The sequence below is a fragment of the Affinibrenneria salicis genome, from assembly GCF_008710095.1.
In genome coordinates, this window is the sequence record NZ_VYKJ01000002.1 from 316,519 (window position 1) to 332,718 (window position 16,200).

Annotated in this window: 15 protein-coding genes and 1 pseudogene; 7 read left to right on the plus strand and 9 right to left on the minus strand. The window is 56.6% G+C overall.

All coding sequences use genetic code 11. The features are described from left to right. Nucleotides 1-35: 35 nt before the first annotated feature. From ogt to uspE, 3 genes are all read left to right on the plus strand, one after another. Nucleotides 36-551: a methylated-DNA--[protein]-cysteine S-methyltransferase gene (gene ogt, locus FJU30_RS06330; protein ID WP_150434132.1), complete on the plus strand. Its 516-nt coding sequence runs from the start codon at nucleotides 36-38 to the stop codon at nucleotides 549-551. A gap of 244 nt (nucleotides 552-795) precedes the next feature. Next, nucleotides 796-1,548 carry a fumarate/nitrate reduction transcriptional regulator Fnr gene (gene fnr / locus FJU30_RS06335; RefSeq protein WP_150434133.1) on the plus strand — a complete coding sequence of 251 codons (753 nt, stop codon included), beginning with the start codon at nucleotides 796-798 and terminating at the stop codon, nucleotides 1,546-1,548. Between the two features lie 125 nt (nucleotides 1,549-1,673). Beyond that, on the plus strand, nucleotides 1,674-2,627 hold the full coding sequence (gene uspE, locus FJU30_RS06340) for a universal stress protein UspE (RefSeq protein WP_150434134.1): 954 nt from the start codon (nucleotides 1,674-1,676) through the stop codon (nucleotides 2,625-2,627). A gap of 93 nt (nucleotides 2,628-2,720) precedes the next feature. Here the strand turns inward: uspE and pntB are convergent, their stop codons facing one another. Next, nucleotides 2,721-4,109, minus strand: coding sequence for a Re/Si-specific NAD(P)(+) transhydrogenase subunit beta (gene pntB / locus FJU30_RS06345; RefSeq protein WP_150434135.1), 1,389 nt, complete (start codon nucleotides 4,107-4,109; stop codon nucleotides 2,721-2,723). A gap of 10 nt (nucleotides 4,110-4,119) precedes the next feature. Then, nucleotides 4,120-5,649, minus strand: a complete 1,530-nt coding sequence (gene pntA / locus FJU30_RS06350; RefSeq protein WP_150434136.1) for a Re/Si-specific NAD(P)(+) transhydrogenase subunit alpha — start codon at nucleotides 5,647-5,649, stop codon at nucleotides 4,120-4,122. Nucleotides 5,650-6,315: 666 nt separating this feature from the next. Between pntA and ydgH the strand changes: the two genes are divergently transcribed. After that, the gene (gene ydgH, locus FJU30_RS06355; protein ID WP_150434137.1) at nucleotides 6,316-7,266 is read left to right on the plus strand and encodes a DUF1471 family protein YdgH; all 951 of its coding nucleotides are present in this window, start codon (nucleotides 6,316-6,318) and stop codon (nucleotides 7,264-7,266) included. A gap of 44 nt (nucleotides 7,267-7,310) precedes the next feature. On the opposite strand, the pseudogene FJU30_RS06360 reads toward ydgH, so the two are convergent. The 7 genes and pseudogenes from FJU30_RS06360 to hemA form a co-directional block, all read right to left on the minus strand. Next, nucleotides 7,311-7,683: pseudogene (locus FJU30_RS06360) on the minus strand (IS4 family transposase); the annotation flags it as partial. A gap of 242 nt (nucleotides 7,684-7,925) precedes the next feature. After that, nucleotides 7,926-8,780: a 3-deoxy-8-phosphooctulonate synthase gene (gene kdsA / locus FJU30_RS06365; protein ID WP_150434138.1), complete on the minus strand. Its 855-nt coding sequence runs from the start codon at nucleotides 8,778-8,780 to the stop codon at nucleotides 7,926-7,928. 52 nt (nucleotides 8,781-8,832) lie between these two features. Next, entirely contained in the window at nucleotides 8,833-9,642 is an 810-nt protein-coding gene (gene sirB1, locus FJU30_RS06370; protein ID WP_150434139.1) for an invasion regulator SirB1, read from the minus strand. A gap of 2 nt (nucleotides 9,643-9,644) precedes the next feature. Then, the gene (locus FJU30_RS06375) at nucleotides 9,645-10,037 is read right to left on the minus strand and encodes a SirB2 family protein (RefSeq protein WP_150434140.1); all 393 of its coding nucleotides are present in this window, start codon (nucleotides 10,035-10,037) and stop codon (nucleotides 9,645-9,647) included. 18 nt (nucleotides 10,038-10,055) lie between these two features. Then, a complete protein-coding gene (gene prmC / locus FJU30_RS06380) occupies nucleotides 10,056-10,904 on the minus strand; it encodes a peptide chain release factor N(5)-glutamine methyltransferase (RefSeq protein ID WP_150434141.1) in 849 nt (282 codons plus the stop codon). Next, the gene (gene prfA / locus FJU30_RS06385; RefSeq protein WP_150434142.1) at nucleotides 10,904-11,986 is read right to left on the minus strand and encodes a peptide chain release factor 1; all 1,083 of its coding nucleotides are present in this window, start codon (nucleotides 11,984-11,986) and stop codon (nucleotides 10,904-10,906) included. The genes prmC and prfA overlap by 1 nt, the downstream gene beginning before the upstream one ends. 34 nt (nucleotides 11,987-12,020) lie before the next feature. Further along, a complete protein-coding gene (gene hemA, locus FJU30_RS06390; protein WP_150434143.1) occupies nucleotides 12,021-13,277 on the minus strand; it encodes a glutamyl-tRNA reductase in 1,257 nt (418 codons plus the stop codon). Nucleotides 13,278-13,487: 210 nt separating this feature from the next. Between hemA and lolB the strand changes: the two genes are divergently transcribed. The 3 genes from lolB (at nucleotide 13,488) to prs (ending at nucleotide 16,102) form a co-directional block, all read left to right on the plus strand. Then, complete coding sequence (lolB, locus tag FJU30_RS06395; protein WP_150434144.1) at nucleotides 13,488-14,111, plus strand: lipoprotein insertase outer membrane protein LolB; 624 nt, start codon at nucleotides 13,488-13,490, stop codon at nucleotides 14,109-14,111. 13 nt (nucleotides 14,112-14,124) lie between these two features. Next, nucleotides 14,125-15,024 carry a 4-(cytidine 5'-diphospho)-2-C-methyl-D-erythritol kinase gene (ispE, locus tag FJU30_RS06400; RefSeq protein ID WP_150434145.1) on the plus strand — a complete coding sequence of 300 codons (900 nt, stop codon included), beginning with the start codon at nucleotides 14,125-14,127 and terminating at the stop codon, nucleotides 15,022-15,024. A gap of 130 nt (nucleotides 15,025-15,154) precedes the next feature. Further along, nucleotides 15,155-16,102, plus strand: a complete 948-nt coding sequence (gene prs, locus FJU30_RS06405) for a ribose-phosphate diphosphokinase (RefSeq protein WP_150434146.1) — start codon at nucleotides 15,155-15,157, stop codon at nucleotides 16,100-16,102. Nucleotides 16,103-16,200 lie beyond the last annotated feature (98 nt).

Here is a 16,200-nt window from a genome sequence, read left to right on the forward strand (position 1 = left end):
TACACTCTTGCGGCGGAAAAAATCGGGAAAGACCAATGCGGACTTTTTTTCTGGACAGTATCGCGACCCCAATAGGCGAATTAATGCTGGTGGCCGATGAAGATAATGCGCTGCGTGCGGTAGAGTGGCGCGATCATCAGGAACGTCTGCAGCGTTCGCTGGCTATCAGTTACAGAGAAGATCCCCATTTGTTAAAAGAAAAATATAATCCCGGCGGACTGTCCGACCGGCTGCAGCGTTATTTCGCCGGTGAACTGACTATTATCGATACCCTGCCGGTCGCCGCCTGCGGCACCGAATTTCAACGGCGGGTCTGGCAGGCGTTGCGCCATATTCCCTGCGGCGCGATCGCCACTTATGGCGAACTGGCGCAGAAACTGGGCCGCCCGGGCGCGGCGCGCGCCGTCGGTATGGCCAATGGCGCCAACCCGGTCAGCATCGTGGTGCCCTGCCATCGGGTGATAGGCAGCAATGGCACATTAACCGGTTACGCGGGCGGCCTGCCGCGCAAACAGTGGTTATTAACGCACGAAGGCTATTATAGCCCATAGCTTATAGCCCGAAATAAGACCGCCGACTGAAATGACGACGGGCTATTTCGTCTGGTCAAATGTCTTCCACAGTAATATAGATATTCCGCGTCAATACAGAGAGTTCCCGCGCTGATTAATCGTCAGCACGCCGGATTTATCACGACGGTCAATTTATTGCTCTGTTCCAATGATGAGCAGACTTATCAGCGGCGGCAAAAGCTGGTAAAATTGACCAATATCAATTATCGCCTGAGCAAAGCCTATGATCCCGGAAAAGCGAATTATCCGACGAATCCAGTCTGGCGGTTGTGCAATCCACTGTCAGGATTGCAGTATCAGTCAACTGTGCATTCCTTTTACCTTAAATGAGCATGAGCTGGATCAGCTTGATAATATCATTGAAAGGAAAAAGCCAATTCAGAAGGGCCAGGCGCTGTTCAAAGCCGGAGATGAACTCAAGTCGCTGTACGCGATCCGTTCCGGCACGATTAAGAGCTACACCATTACCGAACAGGGCGATGAGCAAATCACCGGCTTTCATCTGGCCGGCGACCTGGTCGGCTTCGACGCCATCGGCAATGCGCAGCACCCCAGCTTCGCCCAGGCGCTGGAAACCTCAATGGTGTGCGAAATCCCTTTTGAAACGCTGGACGATCTGTCCGGCAAGATGCCCAATCTGCGTCAGCAAATGATGCGGCTGATGAGCGGCGAAATCCGCGGCGATCAGGACATGATCCTGCTGCTATCGAAGAAAAACGCCGAAGAGCGGCTGGCCGCCTTTATTTACAACCTGTCGCGGCGCTTCGCTCAGCGCGGTTTTTCTCCGCGCGAATTCCGCCTGACCATGACGCGCGGCGATATCGGCAACTATCTGGGTCTGACGGTGGAAACCATCAGCCGTTTGCTCGGTCGCTTTCAGAAGAGCGGCACGCTGGCGGTTAAAGGCAAATACATCACCATTGAGAATACCGACGCCCTTTCCGAACTGGCGGGTACGCCGCGCAACAAGCTGTAACCTTTTGCCGGGTCAATGAATTTCCCTTTTTATTGATCCGGTTCACATCATCCATTGTTCTAACCGGCTTCCCTGGGGTACTCTTAATTTACAGACAGTCAGACTGACAGCTGTTCGGAGGTCCTATGGCAGAATATCGGAATTTACTGGTAGCGATTGATCCCAATCAGGATGACCAGCCGGCGCTGCGGCGGGCCGTGTATCTGGTGCAGCGGCTGGGCGGCCGTATTAAAGCGTTTTTGCCCATCTACGATTTCTCTTATGAAATGACCACCCTGCTCGCTCCCGATGAACGCATGGAAATGCGTAAGGGCGTTATTGAACAGAGAACCGAGTGGATCGCACAACAATGCCGCTATTATCTTGAAGCTGGCGTACAGATCGACATTAAGGTCGTCTGGCACAGCAAACCCTTCGAGGCCATTATCAATGAGGTGATCAGCGGCCAGCATGATTTACTGCTGAAAATGGCGCATCAGCACGACCGGCTGGAAGCGGTGATTTTCACCCCGACCGACTGGCATCTGCTGCGTAAATGCCCCTGCCCGGTGTGGATGGTTAAAGACCAGCCGTGGCCGGAAAACGGACGCGCGCTGGTGGCGGTCAACCTGGCCAGCGAAGATCCCTGTCACGACCCGCTCAACATCAAACTGGTGACTGAAACGCTGGCGCTGGCCAGACAGGTTAACCAGACCGAGGTGCATCTGGTCGGCGCCTATCCGGTCACGCCGGTCAATATCGCCATCGAACTGCCCGACTTCGACCCCGGCGTCTATAACGACGCGATTCGTGGTCAGCATCTGATCGCCATGAAGTCGCTCCGGCAGAAGTTCGGCCTGGATGAACAGCTTACCCACGTGGAAAAAGGTTTGCCCGAAGAGGTTATTCCTGACCTGGCCGAGCATCTGCAGGCCGGGATTGTGGTGCTCGGCTCGCTGGGCCGCACCGGGCTTTCCGCGGCGTTTATCGGCAATACCGTCGAGCATGTCATCGACCATCTTAAGTGTGATCTGCTGGCGATCAAACCGGATGATTTCGTCTGCCCGCTTTCGCCGGACGAAGAAGAAAGCGCGAGCTGAGAATCCGATCTGCGCGGTGACGCATAAAAAAAACCGCCGGACAAGCTGTCCGGCGGCTACATCACAACAAGCAACTTTTATCTTTTATAGTGATTACAGCGCTTTCAGAATCGCTTCCACGCTCTCTTTCGCATCACCAAACAGCATTTGCGTGTTCTCTTTAAAGAACAGCGGATTTTGTACTCCCGCATAGCCCGTATTCATCGAACGCTTGAAGACGATCACGTTCTGCGCTTTCCATACTTCCAGCACCGGCATGCCGGCGATCGGACTGTTAGGATCTTCCTGCGCCGCCGGGTTTACCGTATCGTTCGCGCCGATGACCAGCACCGTATCCGTATTGGCGAAATCATCGTTGATTTCATCCATTTCCAGCACCACGTCGTAAGGCACTTTCGCTTCGGCCAGCAGAACGTTCATGTGGCCCGGCAAACGTCCGGCTACCGGATGGATGCCAAAACGGACATTAACGCCGCGCGCGCGCAGCTTCGCGGTAATATCATGCACCGGATATTGCGCCTGCGCCACCGCCATACCGTATCCCGGCGTGATGATGACCGAACTGGAGTTTTTCAGCAGCTCCGCCACTTCCTCCGCGGAGGTTTCACGGTATTCGCCCATCTCTTCGGCATTGCCGGTGGAAGAGCCATCGGTGCCGAAGCCGCCGGCAATTACGCTGATAAACGACCGGTTCATCGCCTTACACATGATGTAAGACAGAATGGCGCCGGACGAACCGACCAGCGCGCCGGTCACGATCAGCAGGTCATTGCTTAACATGAAGCCCGCAGCGGCGGCGGCCCAGCCGGAGTAGGAGTTCAGCATGGAGACCACCACCGGCATGTCGGCGCCGCCGATAGACGCTACCAGATGCCAGCCGAACACCAGCGCGATCAGCGTGGCGACCAGCAGGGCAAAGACCTGCAGCCCGACGCTGTCGGTGCCGACAAACAGCAGCAGCAGCAGGAATGAGACGACCAGCGCCGCCAGATTCAGCTTATGCCGATGCGGCAGCATCAGCGGTTTGGAGGAGATCAGCCCGCGCAGCTTGCCGAACGCGACGATTGAGCCGGTGAAGGTGACCGCCCCGATGAAGATCCCGAGGAATACTTCGGTCAGGTGAATATTAACCATCACCGGATCGGTGATTTCACCGTGGTCGATAAAACTGTTGAAACCGACCAGCACCGCGGCCAGACCGACGAAGCTATGCAGGATCGCCACCAGTTCCGGCATCTCCGTCATTTCGACCTTGCGCGCCAGGTAGACCCCGATCGCGCCGCCCAGCACCATCGCAACGATGATCCAGCCCACGTTGCCGGCGTGCGGTCCGAAGATCGTGGCAATCAGGGCGATCGCCATCCCGACGACGCCGAAAATGTTCCCCTGGCGCGAAGTCTCATGCTTCGATAACCCGGCCAGGCTGAAAATAAACAGAATGGCGGCAACAATGTATGCAGCTGTAACTAATCCTTCAGACATGTGTTACCCCTTAATTCTTACGGAACATTTTCAGCATGCGCTGAGTGACGGTGAACCCGCCGAAAATATTAATGCTGGCGATCAGGACGGCGATAAAGGACAGGAAGGTCACCCAGCCTCCGTGACCGATCTGCAGCAGCGCCCCTACCACAATGATGCCTGAAATGGCGTTAGTGACCGACATCAGCGGCGTATGCAACGCATGGCTGACGTTCCACACCACGTAGTAACCCACTACGCAGGACAGCGCGAATACGGTGAAGTGCGACAGGAAGTCTCTCGGCGCCACGCTGGCCATCCAGCCAAACAGGATAATCGCGATGGCGATCAGCAGATATTTTTTCAGCGGCGAAGCCAGCGGCTGTTCGGCCTTCGGCGCGGCGGCGGCCGGTTTTGCCTGCTGCGGCTGCGCCGAAACCTGAATCGGCGGCGCCGGCCAGGTAATTTCGCCGGTCTTCACGACGGTCACGCCGCGAATCACGGTGTCGTCGAAATCGATGTCAATCTCGCCGTTTTTCTCTTTACACAGCAGTTTCAGCAGGTTGACCAGGTTGGTGCCATACAGCTGCGAGGACTGCGTCGGCAGACGGCTGGGCAGATCGGTGTAGCCGATGATTTTGACGCCGTTATCCGTCACCACGACTTTATCGGCTTCGGTCAGCTCACAGTTGCCGCCGGTCTGGGCGGCAAGGTCGACCACTACGCTGCCGGGCTTCATGCTTTCTACCATTTCGCGCGTGATCAACCGCGGCGCCGGCTTGCCGGGAATCAGCGCGGTGGTGACGATAATATCGACGTCTTTGGCCTGCGCCGCGAAGAGTTCCATTTCGGCTTTGATAAACGCTTCGGACATCACCTTCGCGTAGCCGTCGCCGCTGCCCGCTTCCTCTTCAAAATCCAGTTCGAGGAACTCGGCGCCCATGCTTTTCACCTGCTCTTTCACTTCCGGGCGGGTGTCGAAGGCGCGGACGATCGCGCCAAGGCTGCCGGCGGCGCCGATAGCGGCCAGCCCGGCCACGCCGGCGCCGATAATCATCACTTTCGCCGGCGGGACTTTACCGGCGGCGGTAATTTGCCCGGTGAAAAAGCGCCCGAATTCATGTGCGGCCTCAACAATCGCGCGATAGCCGGCGATGTTGGCCATTGAGCTCAATGCGTCCATCGACTGAGCGCGGGAAATGCGCGGCACGGAGTCCATAGCCAGTACGGTAACCTGGCGGGCGGCGAGTTTTTCCAGCAGTTCCGCATTCTGCGCGGGCCAGATAAAACTAATCAGCGTACTGCCCGCGCGCAGCAGTTCAATTTCATCATCCTGCGGCGCGTTCACCTTTAAAATAATATCGGATTGCCAAACCTCGGCTTCCGGTGCAATGGAGGCTCCTGCCGCAACAAATGCCGTATCGTCGAAGCTGGCCAGTTTGCCGGCCTCGCTTTCGATGACGACATCAAAGCCGAGCTTCAGCAATTGTTCCACCGTTTTCGGCGTCGCCGCTACTCGCGCTTCATTGGCAAGCCGTTCTTTTGGTACACCAATACGCATACTCATTCCCTTTTCGCTTATTTAACGAAGATTATTATTGTTACCTTACCCATTCGATCATTCGTCCGGGATTAATAACACCGGTTCCCGAACCTCATCTAATCACTATCAGTTACTTTAGTTATAACCTACTGAAAATGTGATCTATGATCCATACATACCGCAAAACAAAGGGCGATTTTTACAAAAAAAACCGCAGTGGACCAGTTCAGCAGGTTTTTTTCGCTAAATAACCGCTCGGCTACCGAATATGTTTAGCACTAATAGTCGCACTATGCTAAGCGCTATTTCACACAATGTGCGTGTTATGCGCTTGTTAACAGTTAAAATAATAAGAAATACCACTAATAACGATAAGACGGTTATTAATCGATATTATTGACAGTGAACATTATTTTCCGCCGGCTATTATTCGCCATGCGTTTCTGCCCGAAAAGAGCGAATCCACCGATCGATATGCGCGATTGTCGACCCGGGCGGGCGCTCCGCCCGCGCGATAGCGTCAGGTTATGCGCAAAAACGGGCAATGGTGACGCGCAGGAGGCCGCGAGAACCGCGCCATAAAATGCTAAGGCGCCGACGATTATTACATGCGATAATCGTCGGCTATCCGGACTCGTCCATCTCTAATTGTTTGGTTTTCATGCGTCAGTCAAAGGATTTTTTATGAAGCTGAAGAATACCGTTATTGCCACCGCTCTGCTTTCGGCCGCCGCGTTCAACGCGCAGGCCGCTCAGGAGTTGACGCCTGAACAGGCCGCGGCCCTGAAACCCTTTGAAAGAATCACGTTTAGCGGGCGCTATGACGCCATCCATGAAGCCGTCAGCGCGGCTTCGCGTCAGGCGGATAAAAAAGGGGCTGATGCATTCTACATACAGGGCGTCAGCGAAGGTAATAATAACGCCGTCGCGCGCGTTACCGTCGATCTCTATCACCGCGATGCGCCGGCCGTGAATAAAAACGAGAGCTATCGCACCGTTCTCGGCTTGCAGGAACTGCCGAAGGACAAAGCTTATCGCCTTGAGCCGTTCGATACCGTCACGGTCAAAGGCTATTTTAATACGCAGCTCGATGTCGCGCAGGCCATCGCCAAAGAGGCCCACAAGAAAGACGCGGCCAGCTTCTTTATTGTTCGTCAGGTCGATGTTAATTCGCGGGGCGGCAACCAGATTATCACCGCCTACATCTATAAAGCGGATGCGCCGGAACGTCAGCTACAGCGCGATAACGCTATTCCGGCCGATTCCGAGGCGGGGCGGGCCGCTCTGGCCGCCGGCGGCGCGGCGGCGACTCAGGTGGAAATTCCCGGCGTTGCCGACTCCGACAGCCCCAGCCGTAAAGTCGGCAACTTCTTTGAAACCCAGACGGCTCGCGGCGGACGTTACACCGTAACTCTTTCCGACGGCACGCAGATTCAGGAACTGAATAAGGCCACGGCGGCTAAAATGGTTCCCTTCGATTCAATCACCTTCCGCGGCAACTTTAGCAGCATCCCGGATATATCCAGGGCGGTGGCCAAACGCGCAGCGGAGCGCGGCGCGAAGTATTACCAGATAACTCAGCAGTGGGAAAACAAAGGCACCAATATGACCATCAGCGCCAACCTGTATAAATAAGGGCGCGGACATACAAGCAAAAACCCGCCGAAGACTAACACCGTTCACTTAAGATGTTTTGAGTGAACGGGATACTGGGTTTTTGAGATACGAACGGTCCTTTTTTTGGGCCGTTTTCTCTTTTCCGGCAGGATGAACTATTTCACCGTCTCCTGCATCTTTCTCAGTTTCGTCGGGATCGTCCCCGGTTCGCCCAGCGAACACCAGATTAACTCATCCTGTATCAGCCTTACGGCTTATTCTAAGGGGCGCGCGCCTGGTTTCCCGCGCTATCTGGCTTATTTCCATTCTTATCAGGTTATATGCCGTCAGCAGGCCCCAGATTGCCTGGTAAATACCGCTCACTTTCTGGCTGCGCAGCAACGTCGCTATGCTCCGCTGGAACTGTTTCAGCGGAGCGTAGCCATTTTCTATGTTGGTGCAATCAAGAACCTGAGAAACCCATTCGAAAGGAATGGCGCGCTGAAAACAGGAAAGCGGAGCGGGTTCAGCCCAGGTCTGGGTATCGTCAAGCCAGGCAGAAAGCATAAAAAAGCCCCATCAGTGCATTGATGAGGCTATTGTCGTCCGCCCACCGGATGGTTCAACCGATCATGTTGCTTAACCGATCGGTGTTAGCCGAATGACGGCGTTTTCATGGCCGTACGGCGGGCGACGGATTAGTTGCTGGTATCCAGCGGCGGGAAGCTTTTCACCAGTTCGTCGATGGCTTTTATCTGCTGCAGGAACGGCTCCAGCTTCGCCAGCGGCAGCGCGGACGGACCGTCACATTTGGCGTTGGCCGGATCCGGGTGCGCCTCGATAAACAGGCCGGCCAGACCGACCGCCATCCCTGCCCGCGCCAGCTCCGTTACCTGGGCGCGTCGGCCGCCTGACGCCGCGCCGAACGGGTCGCGGCACTGCAGCGCATGGGTGACGTCGAAAATCACCGGGCAGCCGCTGCTCACCTGCTTCATCACGTTGAAACCAAGCATATCCACGACCAGGTTGTCATAGCCGAAATTGCTGCCGCGGTCGCACAAAATAACCTGATCGTTGCCGCCTTCGTGGAATTTATCCACGATATTGCCGACCTGCCCCGGGCTGACAAACTGCGGTTTTTTGATGTTAATCACCGCGCCGGTTCTGGCCATCGCTTCCACCAGATCGGTCTGACGCGCCAGAAACGCAGGCAACTGAATCACATCGACGACGTCTGCGACTGATTGCGCCTGCTGCGCCTCGTGCACATCGGTGATAACTTTTACGCCGAACGCCTGCTTCAGATCCTGAAAGATGCGCATGCCTTCTTCCAGACCCGGCCCGCGGTATGAATGAATCGAAGAGCGGTTGGCTTTATCAAAAGACGCTTTGAAAACGTAAGGGATGCCCAGTTTCTGCGTTACGGTAACGTAATGTTCGCAGATACGCATGGCCAGCTCGCGCGACTCCAGCACGTTCATACCGCCAAACAGCACAAACGGCAGATCGTTGGCGACGCGGATGTCCCCTATGTTAACCACTTTGTTCGTCATGCTTTTACCTTATGTAAGATAAGTCGAATCGGATAAATACATCAGATGCAGATTAATGCAGCACAATGTGCTTCTGCTCAATCGAGTGAATCTGCACTTTAATCATTTCACTCACCGGGTCTTCCGGGCACTGCTCTACAAAATAGTTCAGATCGGAAAGCGCGATATGATCGCAGTCCAGCTGCGCGTATATCAGACCGCGATCGCGAATTTCGTAGGGATCGTCCGGATCGAACTGCAGCACCACTTCGCTTGCCTGCAGCGCCAGCTCCATTTGTTTTTCTTCCATCAGCGCGACCTTCAGCGTATCGAGCATTTTACGCACGATCAGGCTGTTTTCCGCCTCATCCAGATCTTCATCCATCAGCTGTACCGACGGCCCGATATTGCCTTTCAGCCAGACCTCCAGCACGTGTTCGCTCAGCGTGTCGCCGTTCAGCGGATTGACCAGCCACATCTCTTCATCCAGCCAGTCGGCGCGCAGGATCAACTGGGTGGGGAAAATCACCGGCATTATCGGTAAGCCCAACTGATGTGCGATATGCAAAAAAATCACGCCCAGCGATACCGGCATCCCCTGTCGGGATTCCAGTACCCGGTCCAGCCACAGTACGTCAGACAGACGATATACTCCGCTGGCGCCGCCGAACCCCCATGTGTTAAAGAAGAGGTCGATAAGCTTTTCAAGCTGCTGATCCTGTTCCAGATCTTCGGGTATTGCCGCGCGAGCCTCATCAGCCAGATGTTGCAAACGCTGCCGCACATCCTGAGCAGGGAAATCATGGCGAATCGCCTCTGACACCAGAATAATCCCTTCACTCAGCGGTGAGCTGTTGAACTCAAAATCAGCAATAGAACTCATAACTATCCCATCAGCAATGGTAATTTAGTGTGCGTCAGCTGAAAAATCAGATAAATACACACCAGTGCAAAGATAAATGCCAGCCAGCGAATTTTGTGACTTCGGGTACGTTTCCCCAGAGCAATATGTCCCAGCAGGATATAAATAATAACGCCAAACAGTTTTTCAGTCAGCCAGCTTTGCTCTTCGGCGAACGGATAAAAATGGGTAATCAGTATCAACGCCACGCCGCTGGCCAATAACAGCGTATCGATAATATGCGGCGCAATCCTTACCCAGCGGCGCTGCAGCAGCGTCGGATTGCTGTACAGCCAGAAAAAACGCAGTACAAACAGGCCAATACTGGTCCATACGCTGGCAATGTGCAGGTAACTGACGCTCTGATAAATGTCCATCTGCCCTATCCTCTGTATTTATTGATTGTCCGGCGATGCGGGCCAGCGCCCCAGCGTCAGACGATCGTTGCCGCCGTAATCTTTATGCGTGACGACCCCGGTAAACCCCCCGGCCTGCAGCAGCGCGCGCACCGCCTCGGCCTGCCGCCAGCCATGCTCCAGCAGCAGCCAGCCGCCGGGCAACAAATATTGCGGCGCCTCGCGGGCGATCACGCGCAGGTCTGCCAGACCGTTTTCCGCCGCGATCAGCGCGCTGGCCGGTTCGAAACGGACATCGCCCTGCGCGAGGTGAATATCCTCTGCATCGATATAGGGTGGGTTACTGACGATCAGGGCGAAACGCTGCCCGGTCAGCGGGGAAAACCAGTCGCCGGGCAGAAATTTAACGTTGCGCAGACCAAGCCGGCCGGCGTTTTTCTGGGCCAGCGCCACCGCCGTCGGCTGCAGATCGACGCCGGTCACCTGGCAGTCCGGCCGCTCGCTGGCCAGCGCCAGCGCGATGGCGCCGGTGCCGGTGCCGAGGTCCAGTAGCCGGCAGGCCTGTGCCGGCAGATGGCGCAGCGCCTGTTCGACCAGGCACTCCGTATCCGGCCGGGGGATCAGCGTAGCGGGCGAAACGGCCAGCGGCAGCGACCAGAATTCGCGTTCGCCGGTCAGATACGCGATCGGCTCGCCGGCGACGCGCCGCGCCAACAGGCTATCGAGCCGCCGGCGCTGTTCGTCGGTTAAGCGCGTTTCGCCAAACGCCAGAATAAAAGTCCGGCCTTTGCCGGCGACAAAACCCAGCAGAATTTCGGCGTCCCGCTTCGGGCTGTCGCCGCCGGCCAGCGCCGCCGCGGCATGAGACAACCAGGCGCGATAATCCATTATTCCTGGCCGGCCAGCGCGGCGAGCTGATCCGCCTGATATTCCTGCACCACCGGCTGAATCAGCGTGTCCAGCTTGCCTTCCATCACTTCATCAAGACGATAAATCGTCAGGTTGATGCGGTGATCGGTCACCCGACCCTGCGGGAAGTTGTAGGTGCGAATGCGGTCGGAGCGATCGCCGCTGCCCAGCAGATTGCGTCGGGTGGAGGCTTCCTCCTGCTGACGTTTCTGCATTTCGGCGGCGCGAATGCGGGCGCCCAGCACGGACAGCGCCTTAGCCTTGTTCTTGTGCTGCGAACGCTCGTCCTGGCATTCGACCACAATGCCGGTCGGCAAGTGGGTGATGCGGATCGCCGAATCGGTGGTGTTGACGTGCTGGCCGCCGGCGCCTGAAGAGCGGAAGGTATCGATGCGCAGATCGCCGGCGTTAATCTCCGGCATTTCCGCCTCCGGCACCTCCGGCATAACCGCCACCGTACAGGCGGAGGTATGGATCCGTCCCTGCGATTCCGTCGCCGGCACGCGCTGCACGCGATGACCGCCGGATTCGAACTTCAACTGGCCGTATACGCCTTCGCCGGAGACTTTGGCGATGACTTCCTTATAGCCGCCGTGCTCGCCGTCGCTGGCGCTCATCACTTCGACGCGCCAGCGGCGCGATTCGGCATAGCGGCTGTACATACGGAACAGATCGCCGGCAAAGATCGCCGCCTCATCGCCGCCGGTTCCGGCCCGGACTTCCAGAAAACAGCCGCGTTCATCGTCGGGATCCTGCGGCAGAAGTAAAATCTGCAGCTGCTGCGCCAGCTGTTCGCCGCTGTCCCTGGCCGTCTGCAGTTCTTCCTGCGCCATTTCGCGCATTTCCGGGTCGTCGAGCATTAACTGCGCCGTTGCGATATCGTCCTGCGTCTGCTGCCACTGGCGGAAACACTGGATAATATCGCTGAGCTGCGCATATTCACGCGATAGCGCGCGAAAACGATTCTGATCGGCGATAACGCTCGATTCGCCGAGCAGCGCCTGAATTTCCTCATGGCGTTCTTGTAACGCTTCCAGTTTGGCAACGATAGAAGGCTTCATGCGTGATGTTAAGTCCTGTTAATCAAGAGGAAAACTAATCCAGCCCAAGGCTGTCGCGTAAAATTTGCAAACGCGCCTGATCGCCGTCGCGAGCGGCCTGCTGAAGAGATTTGGTGGGAGCGTGGATCAGCCGGTTGGTCAGCCGCTGGGTGAGTTCCTGGATCACGGCCTCGACATCCTGCCCCTGCTGAATAGAGGCCAGCGCTTTGGCTGCGATCTCCGCTCGCGCGGCTTCCGCCTGTTCGCGATAATCGCGGATGGTTTCTACGGCGCTCTGCGCGCGCAGCCAGGCCATAAAGTCGGAGCTTTCCTGCTGCACGATGGATTCGGCCTGAATGGCCGCCGCCTGACGCTGCGCCAGGTTGTGCTGAATGATGGCGTGCAAATCGTCCACGCTGTAGAGATACACGTTAGCCAGATCGCCGACTTCCGGCTCAATATCGCGCGGAACGGCGATATCGACCAACAGCATCGGCTGATTGCGGCGGGTTTTCAGCGTTCTTTCCATCATTCCCTTACCGATAATGGGCAGCGGACTGGCGGTGGAGCTGATAACGATGTCCGCCTGCGCCAGATGCGCGTCCAGTTCATTCAACGTAATAATCTCCGCGCCGACTTCATTGGCCAGCGCCTGCGCGCGTTCGCGGGTCCGGTTGGCGATGATCAGCTTACTGACCCGGTGTTCGCGCAGGTGGCGGGCGACCAGTTCGATGGTTTCTCCGGCGCCGACCAGCAGTACATTGACCGACGCCAGCGATTCGAAGATTTGCCGCGCCAGCGTGCAGGCGGCGAACGCGACCGATACGGCGCTGGCGCCGATATCGGTTTCGGTGCGCACGCGTTTCGCCACGGTAAACGATTTCTGGAACAGCCGCTCCAGTTCGCCGGACAGCGAGTGACCGCGCTGCGACTCGGCGAAGGCCTTTTTCACCTGCCCCAGAATCTGCGGCTCGCCCAGCACCAGCGAATCCAGCCCGCTGGCCACGCGCATCAAGTGGCTGACCGCCGCATTATCCTGGTGCCAGTACAGACTGTTTTTTATTTCGTCCGGGTTCAGACGGTGATAATGGCACAGCCAGTCAATCAATTGCTCGCGCTGATCGCCCTGCTCCGCCACGCTCAGATACAGTTCCGTGCGGTTGCAGGTGGACAAAACCACGCCGCCCTGCACCAGCGGCTGCCGCAGCAAGCTGTTCAGTGCCTGTTCCAGCGTCTCCTGCGAGAACGCCACGCGTTCGCGCAATGAAACGGGCGCAGTTTTATGATTAATGCCAAGCGCAAGCAGGGTCATGAGGCTGTCGTTGAGTAATACCGGTGTTAGTATGGATTTCGTTGACCGGCATTCTACTTGATGGCGCACGGCATGAAAAGCCACCCGGCGGATAGCGCGCCGGCGAAAGGCATCAGGAGGGCGCGGTACGCGCATATTGACGCCGCCGGTTAACCCCGCTAGCGTGGTGCCTTAAACCGTAATTTTATGCCGTTATCAGGACTGAACAACATGTCGATAAATTTCGCCCGAAGCCTGCGGCTCCTGCCGCTAGCCGCCTTCCTGCTGACTGCCTGTACTCTGACGCAGCCGGAATCACCCGGGCAAAGTCCCTCCTCGCCCGAATGGAAAAATCACCAGCAACAAGTGCAAAAATTAACCCGCTATCAGATACGCGGCGCCTTCGCCTATCTTTCCGATAGCAAGAAACTTTCCGCCCGTTTTTTCTGGCAGCAGTCTTCGCCGCAGCACTATCGCCTGATGTTAATCAACCCGCTGGGCAGCACCGAACTGGAACTGCGTGTACAGCCTGATGGCGTTCAGGTAATTGATAATCAGGGGAAACGTTATAACGGGGACGATGCGCAACAGATGCTGCTGCAGCTGACCGGCATGTCGATTCCGCTGCAGAATCTGCGTCAGTGGATGATCGGGTTGCCGGGCGACGCCACGCATTACGCGCTGGATGACAGCTATCGTCTTAAAAGCCTGAATTATCGACACGATGGGCAGAGCTGGGATGTGGTCTACCAGAGCTACAGCCAGAGCGTGACGCCGTCTCTGCCGCAGAATATCGAACTGACCCAGGACGGGCAGCGCATCAAGCTGAAAATGGACAACTGGACGTTAAATTAAGGTCATCCGCCGCATGCATCATGCCACTGTTACCGCGACCGGGGCCGGCATTCGCTGGCCCGCTCCGGCCAAACTGAATCTTTTTCTTTACGTCACCGGCCGGCGCCCCGACGGTTACCATAATCTGCAGACGTTGTTTCAGTTTCTCGACTATGGCGATAGTCTGACCTGCGAAACGCGCCGCGACGGGCAGATACGCCTTCTGACGCCGCTGGACGGCGTTGAACCCGAACAAAACCTGATTGTGCGGGCGGCGCGTCTGCTGCAGCAACACTGTCTCAGCCATGGACTGACCGACCGACCTCCGGGCGCCGACATCACCGTTGAAAAACGGCTGCCGATGGGCGGCGGTCTCGGCGGCGGTTCCTCCGACGCCGCCACGGCGCTGGTTGCGCTAAACGCCCTGTGGCAGACCGATCTGAGCGACGACGCGCTGGCCGATATCGGCCTGCGGCTGGGCGCCGACGTGCCGGTTTTCGTGCGCGGCTACGCCGCTTTCGCCCAGGGCGTGGGTGAACGGCTCACGCCGGCCAGTCCGCCGGAAAAATGGTATCTGGTCGTTCATCCGGGCGTTAGTATCCCTACCCCGTTAATCTTTAACGATCCGCTGCTGAAAAGGGACTCGCCCGAACGTTCGCTGCAGGCGTTATTAGCGCTTCCCTTTGCTAACGATTGTGAACCTGTGGCAAGAAAACGTTTTCGTGAGGTTGAACAGCTACTTTCATGGCTGCTAGAATACGCCCCGGCGCGCCTGACCGGAACCGGCGCTTGTGTGTTTGCCGAATTCGACACCGAGTCCGCCGCCCGTCAGGTGCTTGACCGGGTCCCGGAATGGTCCCGTGGTTTTGTGGCACGCGGTGTTAACGTGTCGCCCTTGCAACGCAAGCTTTCCGGGTATCTTAACCGGCGTTGACTGTTTTTCACCGAACATCCGACACCGTTTAATTCTTACACCCGTATGCATATCGTAATCAGCGGTGGATCGCTGCCCCGGATCGCCGCTAATATGATATTTCTCTGGACGCAAGCCTGAGGTTCTTCTCGTGCCTGATATGAAGCTTTTTGCTGGTAACGCCACCCCCGAACTAGCACAACGTATTGCCAACCGTTTGTACACCAGCCTTGGCGACGCCGCCGTCGGTCGCTTTAGCGATGGCGAAGTCAGCGTGCAAATCAACGAAAATGTACGCGGTGGTGATATTTTCATCATCCAGTCCACCTGCGCGCCCACCAATGACAATCTGATGGAGCTGGTTGTTATGGTCGATGCGCTGCGTCGCGCTTCCGCGGGACGTATTACCGCAGTTATTCCTTACTTTGGCTATGCCCGTCAGGACCGCCGCGTTCGCTCAGCGCGCGTTCCGATTACAGCCAAAGTGGTAGCCGATTTCCTCTCCAGCGTGGGAGTTGACCGGGTACTTACGGTGGATCTGCACGCTGAACAGATTCAGGGCTTTTTTGACGTCCCGGTCGATAATGTGTTCGGAAGCCCTATTCTGCTGGAAGATATGCTGCAGCAGGATCTGGAAAACCCGATCGTCGTTTCCCCGGATATCGGCGGCGTTGTGCGCGCCCGCGCCATCGCCAAACTGCTCAACGATACCGACATGGCGATCATCGATAAACGTCGTCCGCGCGCAAACGTTTCGCAGGTCATGCACATCATTGGCGACGTGGCCGGCCGCGATTGCATTCTGGTTGACGATATGATCGATACCGGCGGCACGCTGTGTAAAGCGGCGGAAGCGCTGAAAGAGCGCGGCGCGAAACGCGTCTTCGCTTACGCGACGCATCCGATTTTCTCAGGCAACGCCTGCGACAATATTAAAAACTCCGTTATTGATGAAGTGATCGTCTGCGATACCATTCCGTTAACGCCGACGATTCAGGCGCTGCCTAACGTACGCACGCTGACGTTATCCGGTATGCTGGCGGAAGCGATTCGTCGCATCAGCAACGAAGAATCTATTTCTGCGATGTTTGAGCATTAATCGCCGGGCGCAACTGAATATTTACCGTCAGCATATAAATATATGGCCCGATCGCTTTCAACAGGCTGAGAAATAGCAGGTGAATAAATAGCGGTACG